The 15,818-nt window shown below is 75.2% G+C and carries 15 protein-coding genes; 4 read left to right on the plus strand and 11 right to left on the minus strand.

The window, feature by feature from the left end:
- Positions 1 to 1,701 (minus strand): heavy metal translocating P-type ATPase (locus tag ACWD4P_RS28650; RefSeq protein ID WP_449781610.1); only part of this gene is annotated, 1,701 nt, incomplete at its 3' end.
- A gap of 66 nt (positions 1,702 to 1,767) precedes the next feature.
- Complete coding sequence (locus tag ACWD4P_RS28655; protein WP_449781611.1) at positions 1,768 to 2,067, minus strand: heavy-metal-associated domain-containing protein; 300 nt, start codon at positions 2,065 to 2,067, stop codon at positions 1,768 to 1,770.
- A 100-nt stretch (positions 2,068 to 2,167) separates the two neighbouring features.
- Between ACWD4P_RS28655 and ACWD4P_RS28660 the strand changes: the two genes are divergently transcribed.
- The gene (locus ACWD4P_RS28660) at positions 2,168 to 3,340 is read left to right on the plus strand and encodes a PP2C family protein-serine/threonine phosphatase (RefSeq protein WP_449781612.1); all 1,173 of its coding nucleotides are present in this window, start codon (positions 2,168 to 2,170) and stop codon (positions 3,338 to 3,340) included.
- Between the two features lie 22 nt (positions 3,341 to 3,362).
- Here ACWD4P_RS28660 and dhaL read toward each other — a convergent pair whose 3' ends face one another.
- Together dhaL and dhaK are read right to left on the minus strand one after the other, a co-directional pair.
- Positions 3,363 to 3,989: a dihydroxyacetone kinase subunit DhaL gene (gene dhaL / locus ACWD4P_RS28665; protein ID WP_449781613.1), complete on the minus strand. Its 627-nt coding sequence runs from the start codon at positions 3,987 to 3,989 to the stop codon at positions 3,363 to 3,365.
- 20 nt (positions 3,990 to 4,009) lie between these two features.
- Positions 4,010 to 5,002 (minus strand): dihydroxyacetone kinase subunit DhaK, encoded by a 993-nt coding sequence (dhaK, locus tag ACWD4P_RS28670; RefSeq protein WP_449781614.1) that lies wholly within the window; start codon positions 5,000 to 5,002, stop codon positions 4,010 to 4,012.
- A 157-nt stretch (positions 5,003 to 5,159) separates the two neighbouring features.
- On the opposite strand from dhaK, the gene dhaM reads away from it, so the two are divergent.
- Complete coding sequence (dhaM, locus tag ACWD4P_RS28675; RefSeq protein ID WP_359825655.1) at positions 5,160 to 5,552, plus strand: dihydroxyacetone kinase phosphoryl donor subunit DhaM; 393 nt, start codon at positions 5,160 to 5,162, stop codon at positions 5,550 to 5,552.
- A gap of 60 nt (positions 5,553 to 5,612) precedes the next feature.
- On the opposite strand, the gene ACWD4P_RS28680 is transcribed toward dhaM, so the two are convergent.
- Entirely contained in the window at positions 5,613 to 7,325 is a 1,713-nt protein-coding gene (locus ACWD4P_RS28680) for a bifunctional 3'-5' exonuclease/DNA polymerase (RefSeq protein WP_359825653.1), read from the minus strand.
- A gap of 274 nt (positions 7,326 to 7,599) precedes the next feature.
- On the opposite strand from ACWD4P_RS28680, the gene ACWD4P_RS28685 reads away from it, so the two are divergent.
- The gene (locus ACWD4P_RS28685; protein ID WP_449781615.1) at positions 7,600 to 9,624 is read left to right on the plus strand and encodes a M3 family metallopeptidase; all 2,025 of its coding nucleotides are present in this window, start codon (positions 7,600 to 7,602) and stop codon (positions 9,622 to 9,624) included.
- A gap of 66 nt (positions 9,625 to 9,690) precedes the next feature.
- On the opposite strand, the gene ACWD4P_RS28690 is transcribed toward ACWD4P_RS28685, so the two are convergent.
- Positions 9,691 to 11,142 (minus strand): cellulase family glycosylhydrolase, encoded by a 1,452-nt coding sequence (locus ACWD4P_RS28690; protein ID WP_449781616.1) that lies wholly within the window; start codon positions 11,140 to 11,142, stop codon positions 9,691 to 9,693.
- Between the two features lie 121 nt (positions 11,143 to 11,263).
- Complete coding sequence (locus tag ACWD4P_RS28695) at positions 11,264 to 11,887, minus strand: TetR family transcriptional regulator (RefSeq protein ID WP_449781617.1); 624 nt, start codon at positions 11,885 to 11,887, stop codon at positions 11,264 to 11,266.
- Positions 11,888 to 12,013: 126 nt separating this feature from the next.
- On the opposite strand from ACWD4P_RS28695, the gene ACWD4P_RS28700 reads away from it, so the two are divergent.
- Positions 12,014 to 13,240 (plus strand): acyl-CoA dehydrogenase family protein, encoded by a 1,227-nt coding sequence (locus ACWD4P_RS28700; protein ID WP_449781618.1) that lies wholly within the window; start codon positions 12,014 to 12,016, stop codon positions 13,238 to 13,240.
- Positions 13,241 to 13,307: 67 nt separating this feature from the next.
- Here ACWD4P_RS28700 and ACWD4P_RS28705 read toward each other — a convergent pair whose 3' ends face one another.
- From ACWD4P_RS28705 to ACWD4P_RS28720, 4 genes are all read right to left on the minus strand, one after another.
- Positions 13,308 to 13,916, minus strand: a complete 609-nt coding sequence (locus ACWD4P_RS28705; protein ID WP_449781619.1) for a phosphatase PAP2 family protein — start codon at positions 13,914 to 13,916, stop codon at positions 13,308 to 13,310.
- A gap of 91 nt (positions 13,917 to 14,007) precedes the next feature.
- Entirely contained in the window at positions 14,008 to 14,817 is an 810-nt protein-coding gene (locus ACWD4P_RS28710; protein WP_449781620.1) for an enoyl-CoA hydratase/isomerase family protein, read from the minus strand.
- Between the two features lie 36 nt (positions 14,818 to 14,853).
- Positions 14,854 to 15,033, minus strand: coding sequence for a hypothetical protein (locus tag ACWD4P_RS28715; RefSeq protein ID WP_449781621.1), 180 nt, complete (start codon positions 15,031 to 15,033; stop codon positions 14,854 to 14,856).
- Positions 15,034 to 15,192: 159 nt separating this feature from the next.
- On the minus strand, positions 15,193 to 15,747 hold the full coding sequence (locus ACWD4P_RS28720; RefSeq protein WP_359825632.1) for a GNAT family N-acetyltransferase: 555 nt from the start codon (positions 15,745 to 15,747) through the stop codon (positions 15,193 to 15,195).
- Positions 15,748 to 15,818 lie beyond the last annotated feature (71 nt).

Genomic DNA, 15,818 nt, shown 5'->3' on the forward strand with positions numbered 1-15,818 from the left:
GGCCCCGGGAACGGCGCCGCGGACGGTGCCGCGGAGGCGTCCGGGGAACAACGGCAGCAGCGGGAGCAGGAGGCGCGGCAGGCGCGGCAGGTGCTGCGCGCGGTCGGCCAGCAGGGCCTCGCGCCCGGCGACCACCGCGCGGCCCGCCACGACCCCCTCCACGCCCCGGCCGGGCACGTTGCGGAAGTCCGTGACGGCGGGCAGTCCGCCGGCCTCGGCGGCGGCCTCGGCGACCGCCCGGGCGATCGGGTGCTCGGAGGCGTGCTCGACGGCGCCGGCCAGGCGCAGCGCCTCGGCCCGGTCCACGCCCTCGGCGGTGTGCACCGCGACCACGGCCATCCGGCCGGTGGTGACGGTGCCGGTCTTGTCCAGGACGACGGTGTCGACCTTGCGGGTGGACTCCAGCACCTCGGGGCCCTTGATCAGGATGCCGAGCTGGGCGCCGCGGCCGGTGCCGACCATGAGCGCGGTCGGGGTGGCCAGTCCGAGGGCGCACGGGCAGGCGATGATCAGCACGGCGACGGCCGCGGTGAAGGCCTCGGTGGGGCTGTCGGTGGCCAGTAGCCGGACCACCAGGGTGGCCAGGGCGATCAGGACGACGGCCGGCACGAAGACCGCGGAGATCCGGTCGGCCAGCCGCTGGGCCGCGGCCTTGCCGTTCTGCGCGTCCTCGACCAGCTTGGCCATCCGGGCCAGCCGGGTGTCCGCGCCGACCCGGGTGGCCTCGACCACCAGCCGGCCGCCCGCGTTGACGGTGGCGCCGGTGACGGGGTCGCCGACGGCGACCTCGACCGGGACGGACTCGCCGGTGAGCATCGAGGCGTCCACGGCGGAGCTTCCCTCGACCACCGTGCCGTCGGTGGCGATCTTCTCGCCCGGCCGGACCACGAAGCGGGTGCCGACCGCCAGCCGGTCCACCGGCAGCCGTACCTCCCGGCCGCCCTGGAGGACCGCGACGTCCTTGGCGCCGAGGTCGAGCAGGGCGTGCAGGGCGGCGCCGGCCCGGCGCTTGGAGCGGGCCTCCAGCCAGCGGCCGAGCAGGATCAGCACGGTGACGGCCGCCGCGGTCTCCAGGTAGAGCGTGCCGGAGGCGTCGGTGGCGCCGACGGACAGCGTGAAGTCGTGGTGCGTGCCGGGCATGCCCGCGCTGCCCAGGAACAGCGCCCAGCAGGACCAGCCGAAGGCGGCCAGGGTGCCGAGCGAGACCAGGGTGTCCATGGTGGCGGCGCCGTGCCGCAGGTTGGTCCAGGCGGCGCGGTGGAACGGCAGGCCGCCGTAGACCACGACCGGGCCGGTGAGCGCGAAGGCCAGCCACTGCCAGTCGTCGAACTGGAGGGCCGGGAGCATCGACAGCAGGACCACCGGGAGGCTGAGGACGGCGCTGATCAGCAGCCGCTCGGACAGCGGGTCGGCGGGCTCGGTCCGGGCGGTCGGCCCGGCTTCCGGGGCGGGCGCGGCCGGCGGCGGGGGGAGCTCGGCGGTGTAGCCGGTGCGCTCGACGGTGGCGATCAGGTCCTCGACCGTGGTGCCGGGGCCGTAGTCGACCCGGGCCTTCTCGGTGGCGAAGTTGACGGTGGCCTCGACGCCGTCCATCCGGTTGAGCTTCTTCTCGATCCGGGCGGCGCAGGAGGCACAGGTCATCCCGCCGATCGACAGCTCGACCCGGTCCCGGGCCCCGAGGTCCGGGGTGGACGTGCTCATGCGGATCACTCCTCGGTGCGGGCGGACGGCGGCGGCCGCGGTGGCGGCCCCGCCGTGCCGGGTGGTTCAGGCGCTGCGGCCGACCAGCTCGTAGCCGGCCTCGTCGATGGCGGCGCGCACCTGCTCGTCGTCCAACGGGGTGGCGGAGGAGATCGTCACGGTGCCGGCCGCGGAGTCGGCGGAGACCTCGGTGACCCCGGCGAGGGCGGAGACCTCCTCGCTGATCGCCTTCTCGCAGTGGCCGCAGCTCATGCCGGAAACGGTGTAGGTGATGGTGCTGGACACGGGAGGCCTCCGGGAGGTCCGGGCGGCCCGGGGCGTTCGCCCGGGACGCGGCGCTGGCAACGACTCTTGTGACGACACCATACCCCTCCAGGGTATTCCCGCGGAGGCGGGGTGGGGTGTCCCGCGGCGCAGGGGCCGGGCCGGTCGGGCCCGCGCCGTGATCGTCCCTTATGTTCGGTATGTGTTTCCGCTCCGCCGCGCCCAGTCACCCTCGGCCCCCACGGCAGCCGGACTGCCGCCGGACCGGCAGCGCGGCGCCCTGCTCGCCGCCGACCTCCAGGACGTCCCGTTCTGGTGGCGGGCCACCCCGGCGCTGGTCGCCGTCCTGCTGGTCGGGCTCGCGGACTTCCTCTCCGGCAAGGACCGCTACCTGGCCCCGCTGATGACCGTGGTGCCGACCGTCGCGGCGCTGACCCTGAAACCCGGCGAACTGCTCCTGGTCTGCTGCCTCGGGCTGCTCACCGTGTTCGGGCTCAGCCACCACGACCAGGTCGACAACATCAACGATGCCCGATTCCTGTACGGGGCGATGATCAGCTACGTCGTCCTGACCCTGTTCTCGGCCTGGGTCGCGAAGGTCCGGATGCGGCGGGCGGCCGCCTTCGCCGCCGTCAGCTCCGTCGCCGAGGCCGCCCAGCGGGCACTGCTTCAACTGCCGGGGCCGGCCGTCGGGCCACTGCGGCTCGCGGTGCGGTACGTGTCGGCGGCGGACGCCTCACGCATCGGCGGGGACCTGTACTCGGTGCTGGAGACACCGCACGGCATCCGGGTCGCGGTCGGGGACGTCCGGGGCAAGGGGCTGGCGGCGGTACAGACCGCGGCCGTGGTGCTGGGCGCGTTCCGGGAAGCCGCGTACGACGAGGCCGGGCTGCGGGGCGTCGCGGCGCGGATCGAGGCCAGCGTCGAACGGCACGTGCCGGACGGGGAGTTCACCACGGCGCTGTTCGCGGAGTTCCGCACGCCCGGGGCGATGGAACTGCTCCAGTACGGGCACGTGCCCCCGATCCGGGTGGACGGCGAGGGCCGGGCGCACGTACTGGACGCGCCCGACCCCTGGGTGCCGCTCGGGCTCGGCCGGCTGGCGACGGGGGAGCCGACCACCTGGGGGCAGCCGTTCGGCGCCGAGGACGTGCTGGTGCTCTGCACCGACGGGGTGATCGAGGCGCGGCACCGGACGACCGGCGAGTTCTACCCCCTGTCGGAGCGGGTCGGGCCGCTGGTGCGGGGAGCCGCGCGCTCGGCGGGGGAGCTGGAGGCGGCGGTGGGGCGGGTGTACGCGGACCTGCTGGCGCACACGGGTGGGCAGCTGCGGGACGACGCGTTGCTGTTGCTGATCGCGCGGACGGATGGGTGAGGCGGACGGATGGGTGAGGGGGTCAGGGGGCGGTGATGTCGGCGAGGGTGCGGAAGACGAGGGCGGTGGAGGTGGCGCCCGGGTCCTGGTGGCCGATGCTGCGTTCGCCGAGGTAGGAGGCGCGGCCCTTGCGGGCCTGGAGCGGGACGGTGTCGCGGGCGCCCTGTTCGGCGGCGTCGGCGGCCGCGGCGGCGGCCGCGGGGAGGTCGGCGCCGGTCGCGGCCTCGGCGCGGAAGGCGGCGACGGCCGGGGTCCAGGCGTCCACGATGGTCTTGTCACCTGGTTCGGCCTTGCCCAGCAGGCGGACGGCGTCCAGGCCGGCCGACAGGGCCTCGGCGACGGCGGCCGGGCCGGCCGGTTCGGGCAGGGCGGCGCCGATGGCGCGGAAGGCCTTGCCGTAGAGGGGGCCGGAGGCGCCGCCGACCTTGGAGATGAGTGTGGTGCCGGTCTTGGTGAGGACGGCGCCGGGGCCGGCCGGCTGGAGGCCGTCCAGGGCGGTGAGGGCGGCGGCGAAGCCGCGCTGGAGGTTGCTGCCGTGGTCGCCGTCGCCGATCGCGGAGTCCAGCTCGGTGAGCCGGGACCGCTCCTTCTCGACGGCGGCGGCGATCGCGCGGATCCAGGCCTGGGCCAGCGGGGTGTCGAAGTCCATCGGGTCTCCTTCGGTACGGCTCAGCGCTTGAGGGCGGGGGTGTCGACCGGGGCGTCCCAGAGTTCGAGCAGCTGGGTGTCGGCCTTGGTGAGGGTGAGCGAGAAACCCGCCATGTCCAGGCTGGTGACGTAGTTGCCGACCAGGCTGCGGGCCACCGTGATGCCGCGCTCGGCGAGCGCGGCGGCGACCTCGCCGTAGACCACGTACAGCTCCAGCAGCGGGGTGCCGCCGAGGCCGTTGAGCAGGGCGATCACCTCGTCGCCCGGGGTCAGGTGGTGGTCGGTCAGGATGGTCTCGACCACCTCGGCGGCCAGCTCGCGGGCCGGACGGAGCTTCTCGCGCCGGCGGCCGGGCTCGCCGTGGATGCCGACGCCGACCTCGATCTCGTCCTCCGGCAGGTCGAAACCGGGCTTGCCGGCGGCCGGGACGGTGGCCGCGGTGAGCGCGATCGCGAAGGAACGGGACGCGGCGTTGACCCGCTCGCCCAGGGCGGCCACCTCGTCCAGCGGGGCGCCGCGCTCGGCCAGCGCGCCGGCGGTCTTCTCGACCAGCACGGTCGCGCCGGTGCCCCGGCGCCCGGCCGTCCAGGTGGAGTCCTCGACCGCGACGTCATCGTTGACCAGGACGGTGCGGACCTCCAGGCCCTCCTCGGCGGCCAGCTCGGCGGCGAGCTCGAAGTTCATCACGTCGCCGGTGTAGTTCTTCACGACGAAGACCACGCCGGCGCCGGTCTCCACGGCCTTGGCGGCGGCCAGCATCTGGTCCGGGACGGGCGAGGTGAACACCTCGCCGGGGCAGGCGGCGTCGAGCATGCCGGGGCCGACGAAGCCGCCGTGCAGCGGCTCGTGGCCGGAGCCGCCGCCGGAGATCAGCGCGACCTTGGGAGCGGCCGGGCGGGCGGCCCGGGTGATCACCCGGTTGGGGACGTCCACCGACAGCTCGGGATGGGCGGCGGCGATTCCGGCCAGCGCGTCCTCCAGGACGCTCTCCGGGGTGTTGATCAGCTTTTTCAACGCTCTTCGCTCCCTTGGTGACCTGGGTGAGCACGCCACGGCCGTCGACGCCGCTGGAGCCGACGCTACGCCAGACGGGGGTGGTGGGCACGGGGTGCGACACGCGGGATCCGGATCACTCTCCCGGAGCAGCGGGTTCCGGCCGTAGGGTCGGCGCATGAGTGGGAACGTGGGCATTGTTCTGGTCTCGCACAGCGCCCGGCTCGCGGAGGGGCTGCGCGAGCTGCTCGGCGAACTCGCCTCGGACGGCGTGCGGGTGGTCGTCGCGGGCGGTACCGAGGACGGCGGGCTCGGCACCAGTTACGACCTGATCGCCGCCGCGATCGCACGGGCCGACGCCGGGGCCGGCGTGGTCGTGCTGCCGGACCTCGGCAGCTCGGTGCTCACCGCTGTCACGGTGCTGGAGGACGAGCCGCGGCCGGGCGTGAGACTGGCGGACGCGCCGTTCGTGGAGGGCGCGGTGGCGGCCGCCGTCACCGCCTCGACCGGGGCGGCCCTGGCCGAGGTGGTCGCGGCGGCCGAGGACGCGCGCGGGTTCAGGAAGCTCTGAGCGCCGGGCGGCCGCGCACCGGGCGCCGGCGGAACCGGGGCCCGAGGACCGGGCGGCCGCTCACTTGGCGTCCGCGTAGCAGTCCACCACCGCCGTGCTGAGTGGGAATCGCACCGGGGTGTCGCCGAACACGAGCCGGCGGGCCTCGTCGCCCGCCTCGGCGACGGCGGCGGCCACCTCGTCGGCGAGGTTGGCGGGGGTGTGCACGATCACCTCGTCGTGCTGGAAGAACACCAGGTGCGGGCGGTCCGCCGGCCCGGCGGTCGGCAGCTCGTTCAGCCGGCGGCGCAGCGCGGCGAGCAGGGCCAGCGCCCAGTCGGCGGCGCTGGCCTGGATGACGAAGTTGCGGGTGAAGCGGCCGCGGGCCCGGGCGGTGCGGCCGCCGGCCTCGCCCACCGACTCGCCCTCGGTGAGGTCGAGGAAGTCGGCGGAGGCCGGCGGGCAGACCCGGCCGAGCCGGGAGGCGACCACGCCGCCGTCCTCGCCGGTGCGGGCGGCGGCCTCGACGTAGCCCATCGCGGCCGGGTAACGGCGGTGCAGGGTGTTCAGCAGCGGGCCGATGTCGCCGCTGGTCTGCCCGTACATCGCGCCGAGCAGGCCGAGCTTGGCCTTGTCGCGGTCGCCCTGGAAGGCGTGGGCGGCGAGCGCCTCGTACAGGTCGCCGCCGGCGGCGGTGCGGGCCAGCCCGGCGTCCCGGGACAGCGCGGCGAGCACCCGGGGCTCCAGCTGGGCGGCGTCGGCGACGACCAGCAGCCAGCCCGGGTCGGCGACCACGGCGCGGCGCAGGATCCGCGGGATCTGCAGGGCGCCGCCGCCGCGGCTGGCCCAGCGACCGGAGACCACGCCGCCGACCACGTACTCGGGCCGGAAGCGGCCGCCGCGGGCCCAGGCGTCCTGCCAGGCCCAGCCGTGCGCCACGTGGATCCGGGACAGCTCCTTGTAGCGGACCAGCAGCTGCGCGGCCGGGTGGTCGACGCCCTTGAGCTCCCAGGAGCGGGTGGAGCCGAGCTGGACGCCCGCCTCGGCGAAGGCGCGCAGCACCTGGGTGTGCGAGTCGGGGTTGAACGGCTTGGCGCCGAGGGCCTGTTGGAGGTCGACGGCGAGTTCGGCGAGGACCCTGGGCTGGGTGCCGGGGACGGTCGGGCGGGGGCCGAGCAGCTCGGTCAGCAGCCCGTCGTGGACGTCGGCCCGCCAGGGCAGCCCGTCCTGGGCCATCTCGGCGGACACCAGGGCGCCGGCCGACTCGGCGGCGACCAGCAGCCGGAACCGCTGCCGGGCGCCCTGGTCGGCGAGGGCGGCGATCCGGCGCTGCTGTTCGGCGTGGACGGCGACCACGGCCGCCAGCGGGTCGGCGCCGGGCGGCAGTTGCAGCCGGTCGGGGGCGAACAGCGAGTCCTGGCCGTCGTCGGCGTCGGCCAGGCCGGGCTCGGGCAGGTCCGCCGGGACGGGCAGGCCGCGCAGCCGTGCCCAGGCGGCGCCGAGCGAGCGGGGCGCGCCGAACCGGCCCTCGTGGGCCAGCAGCAGCGCCTCGACCAGCCGCAGGTCGTGGCAGCGGGCGAGCCGGTCGGGCAGCCGCGGCAGCAGCGGGGCGTACCCGGAGTCGGCGGCGGCCCAGACCCAGCGCGGGCGGTCGGCGGACTCCCGGGCGGCGACGGCGGTGGCGAGGTCGCGGACGGCCTCCGGCGGGCCGAGCGGGGCGCCGGCGTCGTCCAGCGGCCGGAGCCGGCCGCCGGGGCCGTGCGGGTCGGGCGCGAGGGCGATCCTGGGTGCCACGGGGCTGCTCCTCTCCGGCGCGCGGTCGGGCGTGCGGGGACGGGTACGGGGGCGCACCCGCGGGCGGGCGCGCCGCGGCCCGCGACCGACGGGTCCGCGCGTCGACGGTAACCGGTGGGTACGACAAGGAAACGCAGGCGGGCACGGAGAGGGGAGCCGGAGGGGGCGGCGGCGGGGCGCGGTGGGAGGGCGCGGCGACGGGCGGGCTCGCAGGAACCTGCAACGCCGGTAAAGCACATGGGCAGGGCGGGGGACACGGCGTAGGGTTCGCGAAATGACCGAGAACCCGTTCTTCCAGGCCAGCCCGCTGGTCTACGAGCTCCCGCCGTTCGCCGAGATCCGCGAGGAGCACTACCTGCCCGCGTACGAGCGGGGCATGGCCGAGCAGCTCGCCGAGATCGCCGCGATCACCGCCGACCGGAGCCTGCCGACCTTCGAGAACACCCTGGTGGCCCTGGAGCGCTCCGGCGAACTGCTGAGCCGGGTCGACGCGGTGTTCCGCAACCAGTCCTCCTCGGACACCACCGACGTGCTGGACGAGGTGGAGGCGAAGGTGAGCCCGCTGCTCGCCGCCCACCACGACGCGATCCACCTGGACCTCGCGCTGTTCGCCCGGATCGAGGCGCTGTACCGGGACCGCGCCGGGCTCGGCCTGGACCCGGAGTCGCTGCGCCTGCTGGAGCGCCGGTACACCACGTTCGTCCGCTCCGGTGCCCGGCTGGGCGCGGCCGAGCAGGCCCGGCTGCGCTCGCTGAACGCCGAACTCGCCGCGCTCGGCACCACGTTCCAGCAGAACGTGAACGCCGCCACCCGCTCCGCCGCGCTGGTCGTGGACTCCGCCGAGGAGCTGGCCGGGCTGTCCGAGGGCGCCGTCGCCGGGGCCGCGGAGAACGCCCGGGTGCTCGGCCGCCCGGGCTCGTACGTGCTGAGCGTGCGGAACACCTCGGGCCAGGCCGAGCTCGCGCAGCTCACCGACCGCTCGGTGCGCGAGCGGCTGCTGGCCGCCTCGCTCGGCCGGGGCGCCGAGGACAACGGCCCGCTGGCGATCCGGATGGCCGGGCTGCGCGCCGAGCGGGCCGAGCTGCTGGGGTACCCGAGCCACGCCGCGTACGTGGTGGCGGACGAGACGGCCGGCACCGTCGAGGCGGTCTCCGGCCTGTTGTCCCGGCTGGTCGGCCCGGCCGTGGCGATGGCCCGGCGGGAGGCCGAGGAGCTGGCCCGGGTGGCGGCCGCGGACGGCGTCGGGCAGATCGCCGCGCACGACTGGGCGTACTACTCGGAGAAGGTCCGGCAGAGCTCCTACCAGGTGGACGCGACGGTGCTGCGGCCGTACTTCGAGCTGGAGCGGGTGCTGCGGGACGGCGTGTTCTTCGCCGCGAACCTGGCGTACGGGGTGAGCTTCACCGAGCGGCCGGACCTGACGGCCCACCACCCGGACGCGCGGGTCTTCGAGGTGTTCGAGGAGGACGGCACCGCGCTGGGCCTGTTCATCGGGGACTTCCACGCCCGGGCGTCCAAGCGCGGCGGCGCCTGGATGGACGCGCTGGTGGCCCAGTCCGGGCTGACCGGGCGGCGCCCGGTGGTGCTGAACAACCTCAACATCCCGCGCCCGGCGCCCGGCGAGCCGGTGCTGATGGACTGGGACGAGGTGCGCACGCTGTTCCACGAGTTCGGGCACGCGCTGCACGGGCTGTTCTCGGACGTGCGCTACCCGCTGTTCTCCGGCACCTCGGTGCCCCGGGACTTCGTCGAGTTCCCCTCGCAGGTCAACGAGATGTGGATGGTCCGGCCGGAGGTGCTGGCCAACTACGCCCGCCACCACGCGACCGGGGAGCCGCTGCCGGCCGAGCTGGTCGAGCGGATGACGGCGGCGGAGGGCTTCGGGCAGGGCTTCCGGACGGTGGAGTACCTGGCGGCCACGCTGCTGGACTGGGCCTGGCACACCGTGCCGCGGGGCGAGCGGATCGAGGACGCCCAGGAGTTCGAGGCGCGGGCGCTCGCGGCGGCCGGGGTCGCGGTGGACGCGATCCCGCCGCGCTACCGCACGACGTACTTCCAGCACGTCTTCTCCAGCGGGTACAGCGCGGCGTACTACGCGTACATCTGGTCGGAGGTGCTGGACGCCGACACCGTGCAGTGGTTCGGGAGCAACGGGCGCCCGGTGCGGGAGAGCGGCGAGCTGTTCCGGCGGGAGCTGCTGGCGCGCGGGTTCAGCCGGGACCCGCTGGAGTCGTTCCGCGCGGTGGTCGGCCGGGCGCCGGAGACCGGGCCGCTGCTGGCCCGCCGGGGGCTGGTTTGAGCGATCCGGCCGCGGCGCTCGGCGGGAGGTCCGTCGGGAGGTGCGGCGAGGGCCCCGGCGGGCGGTTCAGCGAGGCGTGAGCGTGACCGTCACGGTCGTGCCCGGGCGGGCGTGGGGGAGCCGGACGCGGACGGTCCCCGCGCGCCCGCCCGTCGGCTGCTCGACCTCGGTCCGGGCGCCGGCCGGGGTGACGGCCACCGTGGCCCCGCGCGGGAACGCGGCCGGGGGCAGCAGGAGTTCGCCGGCGCGTCCGGTGCCGTCGGCGCGCCAGCTCACCGTGGTGCCGGTCGTCCGGACGGCCGAGCCCGCGACGGCCACCGGGTACGGACCAAAGACGGGTCCGTCGCCGGGGGCGGGGCGTCCGGCCGGGTCGAGCGCGCAGTAGCCGCCGTCGCCCCGGCACCAGTACCACATCGTCCAGCCCTCGGCGAAGCCGTCCATCGCGGCGACCTGGCGGCGGACCAGCTCGGTGTTGCCCGGGGTGCGGGAGTCCGGCGGGCCCCACTCGCCGACCAGGACGGGCAGCCGGTGGGCGGCCGGGTAGCCGGTGATCGCGGCGGTGTACCGCTCCACGAAGCCGCCGGACGGGTCCCAGTCGGCGCCGCCCTCGACCGCGGTGTCGTAGAAGTGCGGCGCGTAGCCGAGCCGGGGTGCGCCGGGGCGCGGGTCGGTGAAGCCGGGCAGCCGGGTGGGCACGCCCTGGCCGACCAGGACGGTCGGTTCGACGAACAGCCAGGCGCGGGAGTCGGCCCGGCGCACGGCGGCGATCAGGCGGCGGTACATGCCGGGGAGCCGGTCCTGCTCCAGGGCGGCGGAGGCGGCGGCCAGCACGGCCGGGTCGCTCGGGTCGCCGTCCACCGGGCCGAACGGCTCGTTGAACAGGTCGTATCCCAGCAGAGAGCGGTGGCCGCGCAGTTCGCGGGCGAGCCGGGTGTAGAAGTCGGCCTGCCAGGAGCGCAGGTCGGGGTCGTCGTAGAGGTGGCGGAAGGCGGCCTGGACGGCGGGCTGGAAGTAGCCGGCGAACCAGTCGTCCGGGTCCGGGGTGAACGGCAGGCCGTCGTCCCGGGTGGCCCAGGCGGGGACGCCGTTGTCGCCGCCGACGAACTTCGGCCCGTAGACGTCCTGGTGGAAGTCGACCAGGACCAGCAGGCCCAGCCGGTCGGCGCGGTCCAGGAGCCGCTGGACGCGGCGCAGTTCGGTGGGGTCGAGGCGGCCGCGTTCGGGTTCCAGTCTGGTCCAGGAGACCGGCAGCCGGACCAGGGTGAAGCCCTGGGCGGCGACCGAGTCGAGGTCGGCCGGGGTGGCCTCGGCGTACTTGTCGAGGTTGAAGCCGCGCAGCAGGAGCCGGCGCCCCTGGGCGTCGGTGAGGGCGGTGCGGCCGTCGGCGGCGGGGGTGGTGCCGGTGGGGAAGCGGTCGGCCGGCCCGCCGTGGGCCGAGGCCGGGACGGCGGTGGCGGCGGGGGTGAGGGCGGCGGTGGCGGCGAGCAGCAGGGCGGTGGCGGTGCGGCGCAGGCGCATCGGGGACCTCGCACGGCGGGGGGTGGGGTGGGGCCCGATGATGCCCGGACTGCCGTGCACCGCACAAGAGTTCAGTCGCCGGACGGTTCGGCTCCGGGGAGCCGGCCGGTTCGGCCGCAGCTCATTCGCCGGAGGGTTCGGGCGCGGGCGGCAGGACGGCGGTCGGCAGGTCCGCGGCGGCGGCCAGCCGGCCCCAGAGCAGGTCGGCGAGCGCCTGCACCATCCGGGTGCGCGAGCAGGGCTTGCTCTCCAGCCACCAGTCCCCGGCGGCCAGCACCATGCCGGTGATGCCCCGGCCCCAGGCCTCGGCGAGCAGGTCGCGGTCGGCGCCGAGGTCGACCTGGCTCTGCACGGCCCGGGTGATCTCCTCGGCGATCTGCTTGAGCGCGGGGGCGAGGGCGTTGCCGGCGCCGCTCGGGTCGCCCGGCTCGGGGTGGGTGAGCAGCCGGTAGACCTGGGGGCGGGACTCGATCCCGGCGAGGTAGGTGTCCAGGACGTGCTCGACCCGGTCGCGGCGCTCCAGCGGCTCGGCGAGGGCGGCCCGGACGGTGGCCAGCAGCCCGCTGGTGTGACGCTCGGTCAGGGCTCTGATCAGGCCGTTCCGGTCGCCGAAGTGGCGGTAGAGGATCGGCTTGGTGATGCCGGCCTCGGCGGCGATGGCGTTCATGCTGGCGCCCGGCCCGTCGCGTTGGATGACCCGGTCGGCGGCGTTGAGCAGCTGCTCGCGGCGGGGCTCTCGGGACATGCGCTGCTCCTCGGATTCGGGGGTCTGTCCGGCCGTTGACACCGGTTACCAATCAGTAGCAGACTCCGACGATGTTACCCGAGGTAACACCCCGGTCGGCCGCACACGTCTTCGGAGGAAAGCACCATGAGCAGCACGTTCTCGCTGGACCCGGGCGCGGACCAGCTCGCCGTACGCGACTGGCTGCACGGCTTCGCCGCCGACGTGATGCGCCCGGCCGCGGCCGAGTGGGACGAACGCGAGGAGACCCCCTGGCCGGTCATCCAGGAGGCCGCCAAACTGGGCATCTACTCGCTGGACTTCTACGCCCAGCAGTACTTCGACCCCTCCGGCGTCGGCATCCCGATCGCCATGGAGGAGCTGTTCTGGGGCGACGCCGGCATCGGGCTGTCCATCGTCGGCACCACCCTGGCCGCCGTCGCGGTGCTGGCCAACGGCACCGACGAGCAGATCGGCACCTGGACCCCGCAGATGTTCGGCACCCCCGAGGACGTCAAGGTGGCCGCCTTCTGCTCCTCCGAGCCGGACGCCGGCTCCGACGTCTCGGCGCTGCGCACCCGGGCGGTGTACGACGAGGCCAAGGACGAGTGGGTGCTGAACGGCACCAAGACCTGGGCCACCAACGGCGGGATCGCCGCCGTCCACGTGGTGGTCGCCACCGTCGACCCGGAGCTCGGCGCCAAGGGCCAGGCCTCCTTCGTCGTCCCGCCGGGCACCCCGGGGCTGAGCCAGGGCCAGAAGTTCAAGAAGCACGGCATCCGCGCCTCGCACACCGCCGAGGTGGTGCTGGACGGCGTCCGGGTGCCCGGCAGCTGCCTGCTCGGCGGCAAGGAGAAGCTGGACGAGCGCCTCGCCCGGGCCCGCGAGGGAGGCCGGCGCCCGGGCGGCAGGGGCAACGCGGCGATGGCCACCTTCGAGGCCTCCCGTCCGGCCGTCGGCGCGCAGGCGATCGGCATCGCCCGGGCCGCGTACGAGGTGGCACTGGACTACGCCGGGACCCGGGAGCAGTTCGGCCGGCCGATCATCGACAACCAGGGCGTGGCCTTCCAGCTCGCCGACATGAGGACCCGGATCGACGCGGCCCGGCTGCTGGTGTGGCGGGCCTCCTGGATGGCGGTCAACAACCAGCCGTTCACCGCCGCGGAGGGCTCGATGTCCAAGCTGTACGCGGGCGAGACCGCCAAGTACGTGACCGCGCAGGCGATGCAGATCCTCGGCGGCAACGGCTTCACCCGGGAGTACCCGGTGGAGCGGATGCACCGGGACAGCGCGATCTACTCGATCTTCGAAGGGACCAGCGAGATCCAGCGGCTGGTGATCGCCAGGGCGATCTCGGGGGTGCCGATCCGCTGACCGGGCGATCCCGGGCCGGCCGGCCTACTGGCTGGCCCGCCGTGCCGGTCGGTCGGCGCCCCGCCCGTCAGCGGGCCAGCCAGAAGGTGAGCCCGGCGGTGAGGGCGCCCACCACCGTGCCGACGACCGTCTGCGCGGTGGTGTGGTCCCGCAGCACCACCCGGGACCACCCGATCAGCGGGACCAGCGGGGAGAGCAGCAGCCAGAGCGGGCCGAGCGCGATGGCGAGGCAGACCACCGCGCCGGTGGCCACGGCGGTGTGCACGGAGACCTTCCACCAGGCGGTGATCACCAGGATCGGGACCAGCGAGGCGAACATCGCCAGCACCAGGGCGGTCAGGTCGGCCGGGGCGTCCAGTCCGACCATCACCGTGAAGCTGAGCAGCACCGAGCCCATGATGAGCGGGAAGACGGTCATCCGGCGCTTGCGCTGCCCGACGTGGCGGTCCGCCACGGTGCCCTTGCGCATGCCCTGCCGGATGATCAGGGTCGGGACGACGGCGGCGAACAGGACGGCGAACAGGGCCCAGCCGATGCCGGTCCAGCCGTAGCGGAGGCCGCCGAGCAGCGGGAGCAGCACGAGGATCACGTTCTTCGGCTCCAGGCCGTCGGTGATCCGGCGGGCCCAGGCCGTCCGGCCGGTGGAGGTGGGGGCGGCCTCGGCCTCGGTCGTCATCGGGGTGGGTGCTCCGGGGGTGCGAGGGGCGGACGGGATCTGGTCGGACGATCGTACGGGGACCGGTCCGACCGTCTCCGCGGGCCCCGGCTCAGAACCGGGCCGGGCGGCCCTCCAGGAAGGCGGTCAGGCCCTCGCGGACGTCCGAGCCCTCCCGGGAGCGGAGCAGCCAGGGGGCCAGGACCTCGTCGGCCCGCTCGGGCGGGGCGTCCAGGACGGCCTTGGCCGCGCCGATGGTCAGGGTCGAGCGCCGGGTCAGCAGCCGGGCGAAGTCCAGTGCGGCGGCGTCGAGTTCGGAGTCCGGCAGGACGCGTTCGGCCAGGCCGAGCGGCAGCGCGTCCCGGCCGCTCACCAACTCGCCCGAGAACAGCAGGTACTTGGCCCGGGCCGGGCCGATCAGCCGGGACAGCCGTACGGTCGGCACCGCGGAGTAGACCACGCCGAGCTTGGCCGGGGTGATCCCGAGCCGGGCGTCCTCGGCGACGAACCGCAGGTCGCAGGCGACGGCCAGTTGGCAGCCGCCGCCGACGCAGGCGCCGTGCACCACGGCGAGGGTCGGGTGCGGGAAGGCCGCCAGCGCCTCCTCGGCGGCGACGTTGGTCGCGTGGTAGGCCTCCGCGCGGTCCGGATCGCCGTACACCTCGGAGAGTTCGGCGATGTCCGCGCCGGCGCTGAAGGTGTTGCCGGCGCCGGTGAGCAGCAGTGCGCGCACGCCCGCGTGGCCGGCCAGCTGCTCCAGGACCTTGGGCAGCGCCTGCCACATCGCCAGGGTCACCGCGTTGCGGCGGTGCGGGCGGTCGAACTCCAGGACCGCGACACCGTCCTCGCCGACGTGGGCGTTGAGGCCCTCGGCCTGTGCGGGCAGGGCGGAGCGGTCCCGCGTGAGCAGCGGCTGGTCCATGCGCACCTCCGGTCGGTCGTGGTGCGCCCAACTCTCTCAGGCGGCGCGGGTGCAGTAGTCGCCGAGGCCCTGTTCGAGCAGGGTGAAGGCGCGGCGGGCCTCCGCCGGCGCGATGGGCAGGGCGTCGGCGGCGCGCTCGCCGTCGAGCATCCGCCGGTGGTCGGCGGCGATCAGCGCGACCTGGACGGCCGGCAACTGGGCGGTGGAGTCGGTCACCGGGGGCGCGGGGGAGCGGTCGGTGGCCGGGGCCCGGGCGGCCTGAGGGGGACGGGCGCACGGCGGGGTCCGGTGGAACGGGGGTGTCCACGGCCCCGCCGTGTGCGCGGCCGGCGCGGACGCGGCCGGTCCGGCCCCGGGCCCTCGGCCCCGGCCGGGTCAGCCCTGGGTGGCGGTCGTCCACTCGGTGGCGAGGATGGCCCAGATCTCCTTGTCGTAGCGGACCCCGTTGTACGGGTACCACTCGCGCAGCACGCCGTCGCGGGTCATGCCGAGCCGTTCGGCGACCGCCCGGCTGCGGGCGTTGACGGAGGAGCACCACCATTCGGCGCGGTGCATGCCGCGGGTGACGAAGGCGTAGTCGAGCAGCTGCCGGACGGCGGCGGTGATCAGGCCGTGGCCCTCGCCGGCCGGCTCCGTCCAGGCGCCGATCTCGCAGACGCCGGACTTGGCGTCGAAGCTCACGAACATGACGCCGCCGACCAGCGTGCCGTCCAGCCAGATGCCGTAGATCCGCTTCTGGTCGGCGGCCTGGCCGTCGGTGTAGCGCTGGAGGGTCGCGCGGGCGGAGTCCAGGTCGACCGAGAAGGTGGCCCAGGGGATCCACGGGTCGGTGTGGGCGCGGGCGCGGTCGAGGTGGGTCAGGAACTCGGGGGCCTGCCAGGGCTCCAGCGGGCGCAGTTCGGCGTTCTCGGTGAGCTGTACGGCAAACACGGGCGGGCCTTTCAGGGTGGTGCCGAGGTTGGCTGGACCATTCATAACAAACGTTTGGTATGTACGATAGC

The sequence above is a fragment of the Kitasatospora sp. NPDC002543 genome (genome assembly GCF_053594915.1).